At 70.0% G+C, this 16,379-nt stretch carries 15 protein-coding genes and 1 riboswitch; of the genes, 11 read left to right on the plus strand and 4 right to left on the minus strand.

Features of this window, described 5'->3' with window-relative positions:
• Positions 1-19: 19 nt before the first annotated feature.
• Complete coding sequence (locus A4U64_RS10635) at positions 20-958, minus strand: AAA family ATPase (RefSeq protein WP_050036365.1); 939 nt, start codon at positions 956-958, stop codon at positions 20-22.
• Between the two features lie 131 nt (positions 959-1,089).
• On the opposite strand from A4U64_RS10635, the gene A4U64_RS10640 reads away from it, so the two are divergent.
• The 11 genes from A4U64_RS10640 (at position 1,090) to gcvP (ending at position 10,862) form a co-directional block, all read left to right on the plus strand.
• The gene (locus A4U64_RS10640) at positions 1,090-1,707 is read left to right on the plus strand and encodes an NUDIX hydrolase (RefSeq protein ID WP_006936763.1); all 618 of its coding nucleotides are present in this window, start codon (positions 1,090-1,092) and stop codon (positions 1,705-1,707) included.
• A gap of 76 nt (positions 1,708-1,783) precedes the next feature.
• Complete coding sequence (locus tag A4U64_RS10645) at positions 1,784-2,401, plus strand: CDP-alcohol phosphatidyltransferase family protein (RefSeq protein WP_006936765.1); 618 nt, start codon at positions 1,784-1,786, stop codon at positions 2,399-2,401.
• The gene (locus A4U64_RS10650) at positions 2,398-3,264 is read left to right on the plus strand and encodes a DUF881 domain-containing protein (protein ID WP_065922544.1); all 867 of its coding nucleotides are present in this window, start codon (positions 2,398-2,400) and stop codon (positions 3,262-3,264) included. The genes A4U64_RS10645 and A4U64_RS10650 overlap by 4 nt, the downstream gene beginning before the upstream one ends.
• 5 nt (positions 3,265-3,269) lie before the next feature.
• Positions 3,270-3,626: a small basic family protein gene (locus tag A4U64_RS10655; RefSeq protein WP_029543853.1), complete on the plus strand. Its 357-nt coding sequence runs from the start codon at positions 3,270-3,272 to the stop codon at positions 3,624-3,626.
• A gap of 4 nt (positions 3,627-3,630) precedes the next feature.
• The gene (locus A4U64_RS10660; protein ID WP_044475986.1) at positions 3,631-4,371 is read left to right on the plus strand and encodes a DUF881 domain-containing protein; all 741 of its coding nucleotides are present in this window, start codon (positions 3,631-3,633) and stop codon (positions 4,369-4,371) included.
• A 43-nt stretch (positions 4,372-4,414) separates the two neighbouring features.
• Positions 4,415-4,819 carry a glycine cleavage system protein GcvH gene (gcvH, locus tag A4U64_RS10665; RefSeq protein ID WP_050035287.1) on the plus strand — a complete coding sequence of 135 codons (405 nt, stop codon included), beginning with the start codon at positions 4,415-4,417 and terminating at the stop codon, positions 4,817-4,819.
• A gap of 174 nt (positions 4,820-4,993) precedes the next feature.
• The gene (gene garA / locus A4U64_RS10670; RefSeq protein WP_006936772.1) at positions 4,994-5,461 is read left to right on the plus strand and encodes a glycogen accumulation regulator GarA; all 468 of its coding nucleotides are present in this window, start codon (positions 4,994-4,996) and stop codon (positions 5,459-5,461) included.
• Complete coding sequence (gene ftsR / locus A4U64_RS10675; RefSeq protein WP_050035286.1) at positions 5,461-6,198, plus strand: transcriptional regulator FtsR; 738 nt, start codon at positions 5,461-5,463, stop codon at positions 6,196-6,198. The genes garA and ftsR overlap by 1 nt, the downstream gene beginning before the upstream one ends.
• 113 nt (positions 6,199-6,311) lie before the next feature.
• A complete protein-coding gene (locus A4U64_RS10680; RefSeq protein ID WP_029543844.1) occupies positions 6,312-6,785 on the plus strand; it encodes a bifunctional nuclease family protein in 474 nt (157 codons plus the stop codon).
• Between the two features lie 259 nt (positions 6,786-7,044).
• The gene (locus A4U64_RS10685) at positions 7,045-7,671 is read left to right on the plus strand and encodes a MerR family transcriptional regulator (protein ID WP_006936775.1); all 627 of its coding nucleotides are present in this window, start codon (positions 7,045-7,047) and stop codon (positions 7,669-7,671) included.
• 73 nt (positions 7,672-7,744) lie between these two features.
• A riboswitch (glycine riboswitch) is annotated at positions 7,745-7,839 on the plus strand.
• A 170-nt stretch (positions 7,840-8,009) separates the two neighbouring features.
• Positions 8,010-10,862: an aminomethyl-transferring glycine dehydrogenase gene (gene gcvP, locus A4U64_RS10690; protein ID WP_050035285.1), complete on the plus strand. Its 2,853-nt coding sequence runs from the start codon at positions 8,010-8,012 to the stop codon at positions 10,860-10,862.
• A 151-nt stretch (positions 10,863-11,013) separates the two neighbouring features.
• Here the strand turns inward: gcvP and A4U64_RS10695 are convergent, their stop codons facing one another.
• From A4U64_RS10695 to A4U64_RS10705, 3 genes are all read right to left on the minus strand, one after another.
• Complete coding sequence (locus tag A4U64_RS10695) at positions 11,014-12,168, minus strand: metallophosphoesterase (protein ID WP_029543838.1); 1,155 nt, start codon at positions 12,166-12,168, stop codon at positions 11,014-11,016.
• Positions 12,169-12,172: 4 nt separating this feature from the next.
• Entirely contained in the window at positions 12,173-13,927 is a 1,755-nt protein-coding gene (locus tag A4U64_RS29060; protein ID WP_084648630.1) for a VWA domain-containing protein, read from the minus strand.
• A 109-nt stretch (positions 13,928-14,036) separates the two neighbouring features.
• Complete coding sequence (locus A4U64_RS10705; RefSeq protein ID WP_029543834.1) at positions 14,037-16,229, minus strand: malate synthase G; 2,193 nt, start codon at positions 16,227-16,229, stop codon at positions 14,037-14,039.
• Positions 16,230-16,379: the final 150 nt, after the last annotated feature.

Here is a 16,379-nt window from a genome sequence, read left to right on the forward strand (position 1 = left end):
CGTCCGCGGGGACGGCTCTTCAACCGGGGGCCGCGGAGCTGGGGCGAAGGAGGAAGTGGTCCTGCCAGATCTCCCGCAACACCGCCTCGGGTGTGGTCTCGGCGACCTCGTCCACCGCGATCCGCCCGGACAAAGCCACCAGCAGGGCGTCGAGCACGGCGCCGGTGTAGGCCGGCGGCAGATCGCGCGGCGGGTCGGCCGAGTCCGGCAGCTCGCCGCGCACGTCCCGCATGTCGATCAGCTGCATCGCGACGAGCGTCAGGTCGATCGCGCCGCGGACGCTGGACCCGCCGCGCAGGTCAGGGTGCCCGCGCGTGGCGCGGGTGAGGGCTACCGCGTCGGCGACGAGCCGCGCCGACCCGCACCCGGTGCGCCGGACGACGATCTCACGTTCGGCCTGCGTGTCCTGATAGTCCACCGCCAGCCGGCAGAACCGGTCGTGCACGCTCATCGACAACCGGACGGTGCCGATGTTGTCGAACGGGTTCATCGAGGCCACCACGCGGAACGCCGGATCGGCCTCGACCGTGCCCACCCGCGGCACCGTGATCCGCCGCTCCGCCATCGCGGTCAGCAGGCTGTTCAGTGTGTCCTCGGGCGAGCGGTTGAACTCTTCGAGGTAGAGCACCCCGCCGGCCCGCATCGCCGCCACCAGCGGGCCGGGCACGAAGTTGTCCTCGTGGTAGCCCTCCGACAGCACCCGTGCCGGATCGTGATAGCCGACCAGGCGTGCCGGCGTGAGATCGGCGTTCCCCTCGACGAACATCAGCGGACTGCCGAGCTCGGCGGTGATGGCGCCGAGCAGGGTGGACTTGCTGGTGCCCGGTGGCCCCTCGAGCAGCACGTCGCGCCCCGCGCCGATGGCAGCGAGCAGGAGGTCGGTTTCCCGGGCCCGGCCCACCACCCGGTCCGCGACTCCCCGGCGGACCTCGGCCATCGGTCGGGTGGTGCGCTGCATGCTCACGTCCTCGTGTACCCCTGGGATCCGTTCGTTTCCTCGGACAACTATGCACCGGGTGGACCCACGGGGCGGACCGATTCGGCGATCCATGCGCAGAATCGCAGTCCCCACCCCCTAATGTCGACGCAATGACCGTCCCGAACCCCTTGGACCCGACCGAGATCGGGTCGGCGCTCGCCGCGTTCGAACCCCGCTCCCTGCCGCTGGAAGGCCGGCGTCACGCGGCGGTGGTCGTCGCCGTACTCGACGACGGGCACGGCAACCCTGTCGTGCCGCTCACCCGCCGCCCGACCCGTCTGCGAGCGCACCCCGGCCAGTTCGCCCTGCCGGGCGGACGTCTCGACGACGGGGAGACACCCGAGGTGGCCGCGCTGCGCGAGCTGCACGAGGAACTCGGCCTGCGCACCGACCCCGGCGGCATTCTCGGCCGCCTCGACGACTACATCACCCGCTCGGGTTACGTCATCTCCCCGTACGTCGTCTGGGCGGATGCCGCGATCGACGATCTCGTGCCCAACCCCGACGAGGTGGCCGCACTCTATGCCGTCACCGCATCCGAGCTCGACAGCGAACCCCGGTTCGTCGCCATACCGGAATCGGACAAGCCGGTGATCCAGTGGCCGTTCCGGGGACATCTCGTCCACGCCCCCACCGCGGCGGTGGTGTACCAGTTCCGGGAAGTCGTGCTCCACCGTCGCAGCACCCGCATCGACGACCTGGAACAGCCCGTGTTCGCGTGGAGGTGACGAGTCGGCCGGCCGGCGGCGACGAGGTGTGTGCAAGGCTGTCGGAACCGACCCCACCCGAACGACAGGACGGACGATGAACGACGCGACGACGGCCGGTGCGCCGGCTCGATCCGACCGCATCGTCACCGTCCCCAACGTGTTGAGCGTCGTCCGCCTGGTCGGCATCCCGATCTTCCTCTATCTGGTCCTCGTCCGGCACGCCGACGGATGGGCGCTTGCGGTCCTCATGCTCAGCGGAATCACCGACTGGGCCGACGGCAAGCTCGCGCGGCTGCTCGACCAGGCCTCGCGGCTCGGCGCGGTGCTGGATCCGCTCGTCGACCGCCTCTACGTCGTCACCACCCTCCTCGCCCTGGTGGCCCGCGGCATAGTGCCGTGGTGGATCGCCGTGGTTCTGATCGGCCGGGAGCTGGTCCTCGCTCCGACCCTGGCCGTCTACCGTCGCCGTGGCCTGCCGCCCCCGGAGGTGCTGTACCTGGGTAAGGGCGCCACCTTCCTGCTGATGTTCGCGTTGCCGCTCCTGCTGGCCGCGGAAGCGCTTCCCGCCGCGGCCGGCGTCCTCGCGCCCGCGGGGTGGGCCGCCCTCCTCTGGGGTACTGCCCTCTACGTGTGGACGGGCGTGCTCTACCTGTCGCAGGCGGTGCGGACGGCCCGTGCGGTACCCACCCCGGGAGGGCCTGCCACCGAATGAGCCGCAACTGGGAGCAGATCCGCCGCAACCCCGTGCCGTCGCTGCTCAAGGCGCTTCTCGAGGACCACCTCGACCCCGGCTACGCGGCCGCGGCGCACGACCGCGCCGCCGGCCACGCCCGGCCGACCCGGGTCGGCATCGGGCTCTGGCTGGTCCTCGGTGGCCTGCTCGCCGGACTCGTCCTCGGAGTGGCCTACGCCCAGAACATCGAGCGGGAATCCGGTACCGACCAGGCACGCAACGAGATCCTCGCCACCGTCCGCACCGCCGAGGACCGCAACGACGTACTCGCGGCCACCCGCGACGACGTGGCCACCCAGGTGGAACAGCGCCGCATCGAGGTGCTCGCCGACGACGAACAGGGTGCGGCGGTGCTCGACCGGCTCGCCCGAGCCGAGGAGGCCGCCGCCGCGGCTCCCGTGCGCGGCCCCGGCATCACAGTCACCCTCGCCGATCCGACCTCGCGTCCCGACCTGACGGACTCCGCGGAGAAGGACCGCGCCCGCAGCACCTCGGTGATCCTCGACCGCGACCTGCAGTCGGTCGTCAACGCCCTCTGGGCCGGCGGGGCCGAGGCCGTCGCGATCAACGGGGTACGGGTCGGTCCCGGTGTCACCGTCCGGCAGGCCGGGGGAGCGATGCTCGTGGACAACCAGCCGGTCTTCTCGCCCTACACGGTCGCCGCCGTCGGGTCACCGGCCGAACTGCAGACCGGCTTCGTCGTCAGCGACGCCTACCTGCGTATGTCGGGGGTGCAACAGCTGTACGGGGTAGGTTTCACCATCACGGAGGCGACGGACCTCGCGTTGCCGGGCGCCTCGGTACGCGACGTCGCATCGGCACGGGAAACGGGAGAGCGGTGAAGACTGTGGCGACCAAGCGCGGATACGCCCTCTATGCGGTGCTGGCCCTCGGCGTGGGCATCGCCGTGGGTGTGATCTTCAGCCCCCAGGTGCCCGACGTGGTCCAGCCCTACCTGCCCATCGCGGTGGTCGCCGCGCTCGACGCGGTCTTCGGGGGACTACGCGCCTATCTGGACGAGATCTTCGACGCCAAGGTGTTCGTCGTCTCCTTCACCTTCAACGTGCTCGTCGCCGCACTGATCGTCTGGCTCGGCGACCAGCTCGGGGTGGGCACCCAGCTCTCCACCGCGGTCGTCGTGGTCCTCGGTATCCGGATCTTCGGCAATGCATCCGCGCTGCGACGCAGACTGTTCGGGGCGTAGCCGGATGCATGAGGGCAAGCACGAATGGCACGAACCGGCCGAGAGCGGCGCGGCGCGCCGCTCGCGGATCGTCTTCTCCGCCCTGGCGGCGCTGCTCATGGTGGTGCTGGGCGTGGGAATCGCCACGCAGGTCAGGAACACCGGTTCGGGCGACGCGCTCGACTCCGCTCGGCCGGCCGACCTGCTGGTGGTGCTCGACAACCTCAACCGCCGCGAAGCGGAGCTGCGGCAGGAGATCACCACACTGGAACAGACGCTGGCCAGCCTGGAACGGAACGGCTCCGAAGCCGCACTCGCGGAGGCGCAGCAGCGCCTCTCGGCCCTGGAGATCCAGGTGGGTACCGCCCCGGCGGCCGGTCCGGGAGTGATCTTGACCATTGCCGACCCTCGGCGCGGCGTGGGACCGGAAGTCCTCCTCGACACGATCCAGGAGCTGCGCGCCGCGGGGGCGGAGGCCGTCCAGGTCGCCGGAACCGGCGGCCCCGCCGTCCGTATCGGCGTGGACTCCTGGGTGGGCGGCACCGCCGGTGCGCTGGTCGTCGACGATCGATCGATCGCAGCGCCCTACGCCGTCGCCGCGATCGGGGACGCGCCCACGCTGGCGGCGGCTCTGAACATCCCCGGCGGCGTGGTCGACACGGTGGCGCGCGCGGGCGGGTCGGTACAGATCGAACAGTCGCCGCAGGTCGAGGTACCCGCCTTGCGGGAGATCGAGCCGCGACAATACTCTCAGCCCGGTAATTGAACCCGGCGTTCCACGCGAATGTCGCTGCCCGAAAGGACCTGTCGTGAGTGAGTTCCGAACACCCGCCGATCTGCGTTACACGGCGGAGCACGAGTGGGTTCGCCGAACCGGTGACGCGACTGCGCGCGTCGGCATCACGGACTACGCCCAGTCACAGCTCGGCGACGTCGTCTTCGTGCAATTGCCGGAGACGGGAGCGGAGATCACCGCGGGCGACTCGTTCGGCGAGGTGGAGTCGACCAAGAGCGTTTCCGACGTGTACGCGCCGCTCACGGCGAAAGTCGTTGGGGTGAACCCGGATCTGGATGCCAATCCCGAGCTCGTCAACAGCGACCCGTACGAGGCCGGCTGGTTGGTGGACCTCGAGGTCGGCAGCAAGGACGAGCTCGACGCCGCTCTGGCGAGCACGCTCGACGCGGACGGGTACCGCGCGATCACGCAGAACTGACGCCGCGTCCGGCCGGGACCGCGTCTGCCTGCACGAAGGACGTTGCGCAGGGTACGGTCAACGGTAGGCGTGTGCCGGGTCGGGGCGCGGGTCCGTACCGGAAGTGATCGTGGCTGAACGAAACTGCGGCCCAGGGGGAGCGATCCCGAAGGGTCGAACGGATAAGGAGATACGGTGAGCGAGAACGGCAACGCGGGCTACGAGGAAACCCCTGCGGAAACCACTTCGGTGTTTCGTGCCGACTTCCTGAACGAACTCGATACCACCGGCGCGGGCACGGGGACGACCGAGGCCCCCGTCTCGGGGGTCGAGGGGCTTCCCACAGGATCGGCGCTGCTCGTCGTCAAGCGCGGCCCGAACGCCGGGTCGCGTTTCCTGCTCGATCAGCCGACGACGTCGGCCGGGCGTCACCCGGACAGCGACATCTTCCTCGACGACGTGACGGTGAGCCGCCGGCACGCCGAGTTCCGTCAGGACGAGGGCGAGTTCCAGGTCGTCGATGTGGGAAGCCTGAACGGCACCTACGTCAACCGCGAGCCGGTGGACTCGGCGGTTCTCGCGAACGGCGACGAGGTGCAGATCGGAAAGTTCCGGCTGGTGTTCCTCACCGGCCCGCGGGGTTCGCAGGGCACGGGTAGCTGATGACCGCTGCCCGCCAGCCGTCACCGGGGGGAATGTCGATCGGGTCCGTGCTCGATCGGCTCCGTCCCGAGTTTCCGGACGTGACGATCTCGAAGATCCGCTTCCTCGAATCCGAGGGACTGATCAGTCCGGAACGCACCCCGTCGGGTTATCGACGTTTCTCGATCGCGGACTGCGAGCGCCTGCGGTACGTGCTAACCGCGCAGCGGGACCAGTACCTGCCGCTGAAGGTGATCAAGGAACAGCTCGAGGCGATCGACCGTGGTGTCGCGACGGTGGGCTCGGTGGAGAGCCGCCCGAAGCGGCCCCGGCCCCTGGCGGTGGCGCCGGGCGAGGTGTCGCCGGAGGATCTGCGCACGGACCGGGAGGTGCGGGTCGGCCGGGAGGACCTGTGCCGGCAGGCGGGCATCGAATCGTCCTTCCTCACGGAGCTGATCCGCGCCGGGCTCATCGTGCCCGGCGCGGCCGGCTTCTTCGACGAGGATGCGGTGCTGCTGGCTCGCACCGCCAAGGCCATGGCCGAGTTCGGCCTCGAGGTCCGGCACCTGCGTGCCTTCAAGCTCGCGGCCGACCGGGAGGCGGGCCTGGTGGCGCAGATCGCCGGTCCGGTCGCGAAGGGCCGGGACGTCGGGGCGCGCGCCCGGGCCGAGGAAATGGTGCGGGAATTGGCGGCGTTGTCGTTGACGATGCACACGTGCCTCGTCAAGGCGGCCGTTCGGGGCGCTCTCGATCGGTGAGTGTGGCAGCGGTGGCAACGACTCTGACGACGGCGGCTCGTTGGCACTAGAATTCAGGGGGATATCGGCGGACGGTTCGCCACCGACGCACAGCAGGGATGGGAGGCGGCTCGATGAGCGAGATGCGAGTAGTGGGGATTCGGGTCGAGCAACCGCAGAATCAGCCTGTCCTTCTGCTGCGCGAGGTCGACGGTGATCGGTATCTGCCGATCTGGATCGGCCAGATGGAGGCCACGGCGATAGCGCTGGAACAGCAGGGTGTCGAGCCGGTCCGGCCTCTGACGCACGACTTGATCAAGAATCTGGTCGATGCGTTCGGCCGCACCCTCCAGGAGGTCCGGATCGTGGATCTCAAAGAGGGGACGTTCTACGCCGATCTCGTCTTCGACGGTGGTCTGCGCGTGTCGTCCCGTCCTTCCGATGCGGTCGCTGTAGCCTTGCGCATCGGCGCGCCGGTCTTCGTGGAGGAGCCGGTGCTGGTGGAAGCGGGCCTCGTCATGCCGGATGAGCGGGAGGACGAGGTCGAGAAGTTCAAGGAGTTTCTCGAATCCGTGTCCCCCGACGACTTCAAGGCGACGGACGGCTGATCGTCGACCATCGCCGAGGTTCTGTCGCGACTCCCGGTCACGGTGGCCGGGGCGCGCTCTGCGACGAGTGGTACAGGACCGGAAGATCGTTGTCCGGTCGGCGTGTTGCTGCCCAACTTTTCGCACGGGGCGTACGCTGAGTGAATCGCTACGGATCGACTCGGTGGGTCAAGCGGGCGCTCGACGATCGGATGGGGTGGGGGATCCGCCCGTCGTTCGTTCCGGGGCACGCCTGTGCACGCGAGAGGGAGTCACAACAGTGGGAGATCGGCCGCAGGGACAGCAGCTCAGCTTCGACGCCGTCGACCGCGAGGCCCCGTCACGGGCATCTCTCGACGCCGACGAGATGCAGCCGGGTCTGTTCCCGGACGATTCGGTGCCTGACGAGCTCGTCGGCTACCGCGTGCCGATCGCCTGCCAGATCGCCGGCATCACCTACCGTCAGCTCGACTACTGGGCGCGGACGAATCTGGTCGTTCCGTCCATCCGGGGCGCGGCGGGTTCGGGCAGCCAACGGCTCTACTCGTTCAAGGACATCCTGGTCCTGAAGATCGTCAAGCGTCTGCTGGACACGGGCATCTCCCTGCAGAACATCAGGGTAGCGGTCGACCACCTCCGGGAACGCGGAGTGCGGGACCTGGCGAAGATCACCCTGTTCTCCGACGGCACCACCGTGTACGAGTGCACCTCACCGGAAGAGGTGGTCGATTTACTGCAGGGCGGACAGGGCGTGTTCGGGATCGCGGTGAGCGGCGCGATGCGGGAGTTGACGGGCAGCATCGCCGACTTCCCGGCCGAGCGGGCGGACGGCGGCGACATCGAGCAGCGTCCCGAGGACGAACTGGCCTCCCGCCGTCGCGAACGTGTCAATCGGCGGATCGGCTAGACGCTCGTCACACGAAACACCTGCGGCCTCGGTGCTGCCCGGGTGTCCCCGTGCCCTAGAATCGGTGATACGTCGCCGCCGTGCGGGAGAGTTCCGGACCTGTTCCGGACGCCGAAGGAGCAGCACCTCCCCGTCAATCTCTCAGGCATCGAGGACCGTGCGGGCACCGACGTCTCTGGAAAGCGGTGGGAGCACCCACCCGCCCACGGGGAAAGGGCCGGCTCGCTCCGGTACCGAATCTCTCAGGCGCTCGCCCCGGCGAGCTCGCGACAGAGGGGGAGGACACGCACCGTGCGACCCCCTGCGCGGATGCGGACCTCCGACCTCAGGGAGTCGCGATGACCGACGCCGCTACGTACACCTTCGCCGACCGCCACGTCGGCCCCGACGCGGCGGGACTGCGCCGCATTCTCGACGTCATCGGCGTCGAATCCCTCGACGAGCTGGCCGTCAAGGCGGTGCCCGCCGGCATCCTCGACGCCCGGGCCGACGGAGTCGCGGACGGACTCGAGTCGCTCGACGCGCCGATGTCGGAACACGAGGTACTGACGGCGCTGCAGGAACTCGCGGGCCGGAACACCGTCGCGACATCGATGATCGGCCAGGGGTACTACGGCACGCTGACCCCGCCGGTACTGCTGCGAAACATCATCGAGAATCCCGCCTGGTACACCGCATACACCCCGTACCAGCCGGAGATCAGCCAGGGGCGCCTCGAAGCGCTCCTCAACTTTCAGACCATGGTCTCGGACCTGACCGGTATGGAGGTCGCCAACTCGTCGATGCTGGACGAGGCGACCGCCGCCGCGGAGGCGATGACGCTGCTCAAGCGCGCCAACCGCAAGTCCAGGAGTGCGCGGGTCGTCGTGGACGCCGACCTGTTCGCCCAGACCGCCGCGGTCCTGGCGACCCGGGCAGAACCGTTGGGGATCGAGATCGTCACCGCGAACCTCGTCGACGACGGCCTGCCCGAGGGAGAGTTCTTCGGCGTCGTCCTGCAGATCCCGGGTGCCTCCGGCCGGGTGTTCGACGCGGGCCCCCTCGTCGGGGCGGCGCACGAGCGTGGGGCGCTCGTCGCGGTGGGCGCGGACCTGCTGGCGCTCACTCTGCTCACCCCGCCCGGGGAACAGGGCGCGGACGCGTGCTTCGGCACCACCCAGCGCTTCGGCGTGCCGATGGGGTTCGGCGGGCCGCACGCCGGCTATCTCGCCGTGCACGCCGCCCATGCCCGCAACCTTCCGGGCCGGCTCGTCGGTGTGTCGGTCGACGCGGACGGCGCACCGGCCTATCGGCTGGCGTTGCAGACGCGTGAGCAGCACATCCGGCGCGAGAAGGCGACCAGCAACATCTGCACCGCACAGGTTCTCCTCGCGGTGCTCGCTGCCATGTACGCGTTGTACCACGGGGCCGAGGGCCTGGCCGGGATCGCGACCCGCGTGGCCGGCCAGGCCGCCCGTATCGCGGCGTCGCTGAAGGCGGCCGGTATCGACGTGGTGCACGACAGCTTCTTCGACACCGTGCTGACCCGCGTTCCCGGCCGCGCCGACGCGGTCGTCGCGGCGGCTCTCGAGGCCGGCATCAACGTTCGTCGCGTCGACGGGGACCACGTGGGGATCTCGTGCGACGAAGCGACCCGGGACGCGGACGTCGCCGCGGTCCTGGCCGCGTTCGGGGCGGAGGACACCTCGGCCGCAGCCACACCCGCCGTGCCGCGGCAGCTCGCGCGCACGAGCGCGTACCTGCAGCACGAGGCGTTCACCCGGTACCGCACCGAGACCGCGATGATGCGGTACCTGCGCCGCCTGTCGGACATGGACCTTGCGCTCGACCGCACCATGATCCCGCTGGGTTCGTGCACGATGAAGCTCAATGCCGCCACCGAGATGGAGGCGATCACCTGGCCCGAGTTCTCGGCGCTGCATCCTTTCGCCCCTGCAGAGCAGACCGCGGGCATCCGCCGGCTCATCGGCGACCTGGAAGGGTGGCTGGCCGCGGTGACCGGGTACGACGCGGTGAGTCTGCAGCCGAACGCGGGTAGCCAGGGCGAGTACGCCGGGCTGCTCGCCATCCGCCACTACCACCTGAGCCGGGGTGACGAGCATCGGGACACCTGCCTGATCCCGTCGAGTGCACACGGCACCAACGCCGCCTCCGCGGTCATGGCCGGCATGCGCGTCGAGGTCGTGGCGTGCCGGTCCAACGGTGACGTCGACCTCGACGATCTGCGTGCGAAAATTTCCGACCACGCCGAACGTCTCGCCGCGATCATGATCACGTACCCGTCGACCCACGGGGTCTACGAACACGAGATCGCCGACATCTGCGGTGCCGTGCACGACGCCGGCGGGCAGGTGTACATCGACGGCGCCAACCTGAACGCCCTCGTCGGGCTGGCGCGTCCCGGCAAGTTCGGAGGCGACGTGAGTCATCTGAACCTGCACAAGACCTTCTGCATCCCGCACGGTGGTGGCGGCCCCGGCGTGGGGCCGATCGGCGTGCGCGCGCACCTGGTGCCGTTCCTGCCCGGCCACCCGGCCGAACCGGGTCTCGGGGGCGGTGGGCCGGTGTCGGCGGCGCCGTTCGGATCGGCCTCCATCCTCCCGATCACGTGGGCGTACATCAAGCTGATGGGGGCCCAAGGCCTGCGGCGGGCGTCGCTGACGGCGATCGCGTCGGCGAACTACATCGCGCGCCGGCTCGACGAGTACTTTCCCGTCCTGTACACGGGCGAGAACGGCATGGTGGCGCACGAGTGCATCCTCGATCTGCGCCCCCTGACGAAGGATACGGGGGTCACGGTCGACGACGTGGCCAAGCGCCTGGCGGACTACGGCTTCCACGCGCCGACCATGAGCTTCCCCGTCGCGGGCACCCTGATGGTCGAACCCACCGAGAGCGAGGATCTCTCCGAACTCGACGCGTTCATCGACGCGATGATCGCCATCCGCGGCGAGATCGATCGCGTCGGGGCAGGGGAGTGGCCGGTGGACGACAACCCACTGCGCGGCGCACCGCACACCGCCCAGTGCCTGGTCGGGGAGTGGACCCACCCCTACAGCCGTGAGATCGCGGTGTATCCGCTGGGGCAGAGCCGCGCGAAGGTGTGGCCCGCGGTGCGCCGCATCGACGGGGCGTACGGGGATCGGAACCTCGTGTGCTCGTGCCCGCCGTTGGAGGCCTACAGCAGCTGAGCGCATTTTCGGGGGCTGGGTGTCGGTAGCCCAGCCCCCGAAAGACTACGGACAGTATTCCGAGCCTAACGGAACTTTATAAATAACCGAACAACACCCCACGCCACCTCAACCGCGAAACAACCGCACAAAAACAGCCCAGACAAAAAGGTCAGCCCGGGAAGGTCTTCAGTTCCAGGATTGCCACTTCCGGAGGGGTGGCAATCCGTACCGGCGGACCCCAGGCGCCGGTACCGCGGGAGGTGTACACGAGAGTGTCGCCGAACCGGTCGAGTCCCGTCACCGTCGGCTGTTGCAGAGGCACGACGTATCCGAGCGGCCACATCTGTCCGCCGTGCGTGTGGCCGGACAATTGCAGGTCGACGCCGTGGTCGCGGGCCTCGAACACCTGCCGGGGCTGATGGGCGGCCAAGAGGACGAAGCGCTCGGGATCGCGGCCCTGCAACGCTGCGGTGAGATCCGCTTCGTTCGGGGCCGGTGCCGAGTAATCGTGAATGCCCGCGAGATCGATGACATCGCCGCCGCGCTCCAGGGCGACTCGTTCGTTGCGGAGGGTGCGTACGCCGAGGGTTTCCCAGAAATCGAGCCAGGACAGCGCGTCGTCGGCGTAGTACTCGTGGTTGCCGCTGACTCCGTAGACCCCGAGGGAAGCCCGCAGGTCGGCGAGGGGAGCGAGATCCTGCCCGACGAACGCGATCGTGCCGTCGGTGAGGTCCCCGCCGAGAACGATCAGGTCCGGCTGCTGCGCGTTGACGAGGTCCACCGCGCGACGGGTGAATTCGCGGCCGCGGGACGGGCCGACGTGCAGGTCGGTGACGAGGGCGACCCGCATCCCGTCGAATCCGGCCGGAAGCCGGCGCAACGGGATCCGGGTGTGCACGACCCGGGGCCGAGCGGCCTCGACCGTGCCGTAGCCGACCGCGGCGACCGCGGCGACGGTCAGCGTGCCCGTCGCGATCTGCAGGGCGCGCCGCCTGGAGGGATCCGGGGGGTGGGCGTCGCCGCGCCGGAAACGGCGTACCGCTCGCGCCGCGAGGCACACGATCCCGATCAGGAGCGTGCCGAGGACCAGGTACAGCACGACGCCGAGCCAGGTCCAGCCGAGGAATCCGAACGGGCGGGCCCAGCGCGGGTCGAGCGACGTGCCGCTCTGCGCGCCGATCAGAGCGACGACGAGGAGGACGCCGAGCGCGGTGTTCGCAGCGATTGCCGAGCGGCCGCGCAGGCCGGGGGCTCGGACGAGACGGCGGTGGAGCCAGAAGGTGACGAGGGCGAGGAACGTCCCCGCGACGAGAAGGCGGATCACGGTGTCAGGACATCAGCTTTCGGATGGCGGCGGCGAGATCGGGTCCGTCGGTCGTGGCGACGGGGACGAGCGCACCGCCGGTGCGGTCGGCGAGTGTTTGCAAGGTGTTGCGGTTCGTGTCGTCGCCGAGCGCCACGACGTCGATCCGGACGGGTCGATCGGGGTCGCCGGCGGCGGCGACGAGGTCGAGGATGCGTTGGCGGGAGGTGTCGTCGTCGTTGGCACTGTCCGTGATCAGGAGGACGGAGTTGGGCCTGCCGGGGGTGTGGTTGCGGACGGCGTCGACGTAGGCGGCGGCCAGAGACCGGTAGACGGCGGAACCGTCGGTGGTGTCGGCACCGGTCAGGGCGGCGGTCAGCGCGGTGCGCTGGTCCGCGGTGAGGGTGCCGCGCGCCACCGTGGCGCGGTACGGAGTCGTGTCGTCGAGGTCGCGGGCGAAGACCCACACGGCGAGTGTCGAGGCATCCGGCGAGCGGGAGACGTGCTGGTCCAGGGCAGTGGCGATGTGGGCGAGACGGGTGTCGTCACCCTCGACGGTTCCCATGGACGTGGACGTGTCGAGGAGGATCGTGGTGGCGCGGGGTGCGACGGGTGCGCGCCGGTGGTCGAGGAGGATGTCGGCCACGGCTGGGGCGGCGCGGTTCAGGTTCTGTTCGATGCGGGGGAAGGGAACCGCGTCGGTGCGGGGGACGGGCTGGCCGTCGACTCGGAAGCCGGCGTCGGCGAGGACGCGGGCCGCGTCGGGTTCGCGGAGGTGGCCGGCGAGTTCGGCGGCGGCGCGGGAGAGGGTCTCGTCGACCCACGGGGCGTCGACCACGGCGGCGGGGAAGTCGGCGGTGGGGGTGGGGCCGGCGGGAACGAATTCGACGAGGCCGGCGGCGCCACCCGAGGCGACCGCCGTGTGCAGTTGTTGCTCGGTGATCGGTACGGCGTGCACCGCCCCGTCGGCGCCGGGCCCGTCGGCGAGGGTGGTCAGGGCTGCGGCGGTGGTCGGTCCGGCGCCGTCTCCGAGGGCGTCGGCGCCGAGCGCGAGCGCACCGACGGCGGAGGTGGCTGCGGGGGAGGCGGCCTGTTCGGCGGTCAGGGGACCGGTTCCGGCGTCGGTGGCTGCGGCGGCGACGGCCTCGAGGGCGGGAGTGGTGGCGTCGGCGTCGGTGCCGGTGGGCAGGGCCAGGCGGAGGCCGGCCCAGCCGTCGAGGCCCAGGCCGGCGAGGGTGCTGCCGTCGGACTGGAGGGAGGGCAGCTGGCGCCATCCGGTGCCGGCGGTGCTGAGGGCGCGCTCGAGCTCGGCCGGGACGGCCAGCACGACCGGGGAGGTGGCGAGGGAGCGGGTCTGGCCGTCGAGGGCCTGTGCCGCGCGCGCGGTGGCGTCGCTGCTGAAAGGGACCCAGAGTGCGGGTGGGGGGCCGAGGGTGGGGTCCCAGCGGGGATCGGCGGTGAGGGCGGTCGTGGCCGGGGTGGTGGCGACGGGGGTGACGCGCACGTCGATGCAGTGGTCGCGGACGACGGGGCGGGTGTCGGTGACCCACCGGGCGGCGAGGGTGGTCAGTGTGGGGGCGACGGCGGGATCGGCGGCGACGTCGAGGAGCGCGTCGCCTTCGACGCAGGTATGCGCGGCTTCGGTGGCCTGCGCGTCGATGCGTTCGCGCAGGCGGAACCAGCCGACGGTGGCGAGGACGAGTGCGAGTGCTACGGCGACGGCGATGATCGGGCCCTTGCTGACGCCTCTGGCGCGGCCCGTGCCGCGATGTCGACCCACGTGTTTCCTGCCTGTCGTCGTGCCTGCCCCGCCGTTCCCGGAGTCTAGTGATCGGCCGGTGAGACGCCACGGCCCCCGATCCGGTGGATCGGGGGCCGTGGGCCGTGGCTCAGGCTCGGCAGCCGTGGGCGGCCTTGAACTCGAGGCGGCGGCGGTGCAGGATCGGCTCGGTGTAGCCGCTGGGCTGCGTGGTGCCTTCGAGGATCAGTTCCTTGGCGGCCTGGAAGGCGATGCTGCCGTCGAAGTCGGGGGCCATCGGCAGGTAGGTGGAGTCGCCCGCGTTCTGCCGGTCGACGACGGGGGCCATGCGCTGCAGGGCGGCGACGACGTCGTCGGCGGTGACGATGCCGTGGTGGATCCAGTTGGCGAGCAGCTGGCTGGAGATGCGCAGGGTGGCGCGGTCCTCCATGAGCGCGACGTCGTGGATGTCGGGCACCTTGGAGCAGCCGACGCCCTGGGAGATCCAGCGCACGACGTAGCCGAGGATCGACTGGCAGTTGTTGTCGAGCTCCTCGCGCTTCTGCTCGTCGGTCCAGTCGGTGCTGGGGGCGAGGGGGATGGTGAGGATGTCGTCGACGGTGGCGCGGCGCTTGCCCTTCAGTTCGTCCTGCACGGCGAACACGTCGACCTGGTGGTAGTGGGTGGCGTGCAGGGTGGCGCCGGTGGGCGAGGGGACCCAGGCGGTGTTGGCGCCGGCCTTGGGCTGGCCGATCTTCTGTTCGAGCATGTCGGCCATGAGGTCGGTCATGGCCCACATGCCCTTGCCGATCTGGGCTTTGCCCTGCAGGCCGGTGGCCAGGCCGGTGTCGACGTTCCAGTCCTCGTAGGCGAGGATCCACTTCTGCTTCTTCATCTCGGCCTTGCGCACCATGGCGCCGGCCTCCATGGAGGTGTGGATCTCGTCGCCGGTGCGGTCGAGGAATCCGGTGTTGATGAACACGACGCGCTCGCTGGCCTCCTTGATGCAGGCCTTCAGGTTGACGGTGGTGCGGCGTTCCTCGTCCATGATGCCGACCTTGAGGGTGTTGGCCGGCAGGCCCAGCACCTCTTCGACCCGGCCGAAGAGTTCGGTGGTGAAGGCGACTTCCTCGGGGCCGTGCTGCTTGGGCTTGACGATGTAGATCGAGCCGGTGCGGCTGTTGGCGAGCGGCCCGGTGTCCTCGCCGACGGACAGGCCGTGCACGGCGGCGAGGCTGGTGATCAGCGCGTCGAGGATGCCCTCGGGGACCTCGTTGCCCTCGGAGTCGAGCACGGCGGGGTTGGTCATGAGGTGGCCGACATTGCGGACGAACAGCAGGGACCGGCCGTGCAGGGTGAGGTCGGAGCCGTCGGGGGCGACGTAGACGCGGTCGGCGTTGAGGGCGCGGGTGAAGGACTTGCCGCCCTTGGAGATCTCCTCGGCGAGGTCGCCGCGGTTGAGGCCGAGCCAGTTGCGGTAGCCGATGACCTTGTCGTCGGCGTCGACGGCGGCGACGGAGTCCTCGAAGTCCATGATGGTGGTGATGGCCGATTCGAGGACGACGTCCTTGACACCGGCGGCATCGGTCTTGCCGATCGGGGATTCGGGGTCGATCTGGATCTCCACGTGCAGACCGTGGTTGCGCAGCAGCACGGACGTCGGGGCGTCCTTCTCGCCGAGGTAGCCGACGAACTTCTCGGGCTGGGCGAGTGTGGTGACGGTGCCGTCGCCGAGTTCGACCTTCAGCTCCTTCCCGTCGACGAAGTACCGGGTGGAGTCGGCGTGCGATCCGGTGGCGAGGGCGGCGGCGGTGTCGAGAAAGTTGCGGGCCCAGGCGATGACCTTGTCGCCGCGGACCTTGTTGTAGCCGGTGCCCTTCTCGGCGCCGCCTTCTTCGGAGATGGCGTCGGTGCCGTAGAGGGCGTCGTACAGCGAGCCCCAGCGGGCGTTGGAGGCGTTGAGGGCGAAGCGGGCGTTGAGGACGGGCACCACGAGCTGCGGCCCGGCGGTGGTGGCGATCTCGGCGTCGACACCACCGGTGGTGACCTGGAAGTCGGCGGGTTCGGGGACGAGGTAGCCGATGTCCTGGAGGAACGCCTTGTAGGCAGCGGCGTCGTGCGGCTGGCCCTTGCGGTCGCGGTGCCAGGTGTCGATCTGCGCCTGGAGGTCGTCGCGCACGGCGAGCAGGGCGCGGTTGCGGGGGGCGAGGTCGTGGATCACCTTGTCGGCGCCGGCCCAGAACTCGGCCGCGTCCACCCCGGTGCCGGGGATCGCCTCGTCGACGACGAAGTCGTAGAGCACCTTGGCGACCTGGAGTCCACCGACTTGCACGCGTTCAGTCATTACCTGCCTCACTCTTTCCGGGACCTGTGCGCTCGCGTCGGCGGTGCCGACGGGCAGCACGACGAACAGCACTCACGTTACCCGCCGGTAGTTTCGGGCAGGTCGGTTCGACCCGCCGCCGGGGCGGTACATCGATTCAGCAGCTCCTCT

The sequence above is a fragment of the Rhodococcus sp. WB1 genome, assembly GCF_001700945.1.
GTDB classification, from domain to species: Bacteria; Actinomycetota; Actinomycetes; order Mycobacteriales; family Mycobacteriaceae; genus Rhodococcus; species Rhodococcus aetherivorans.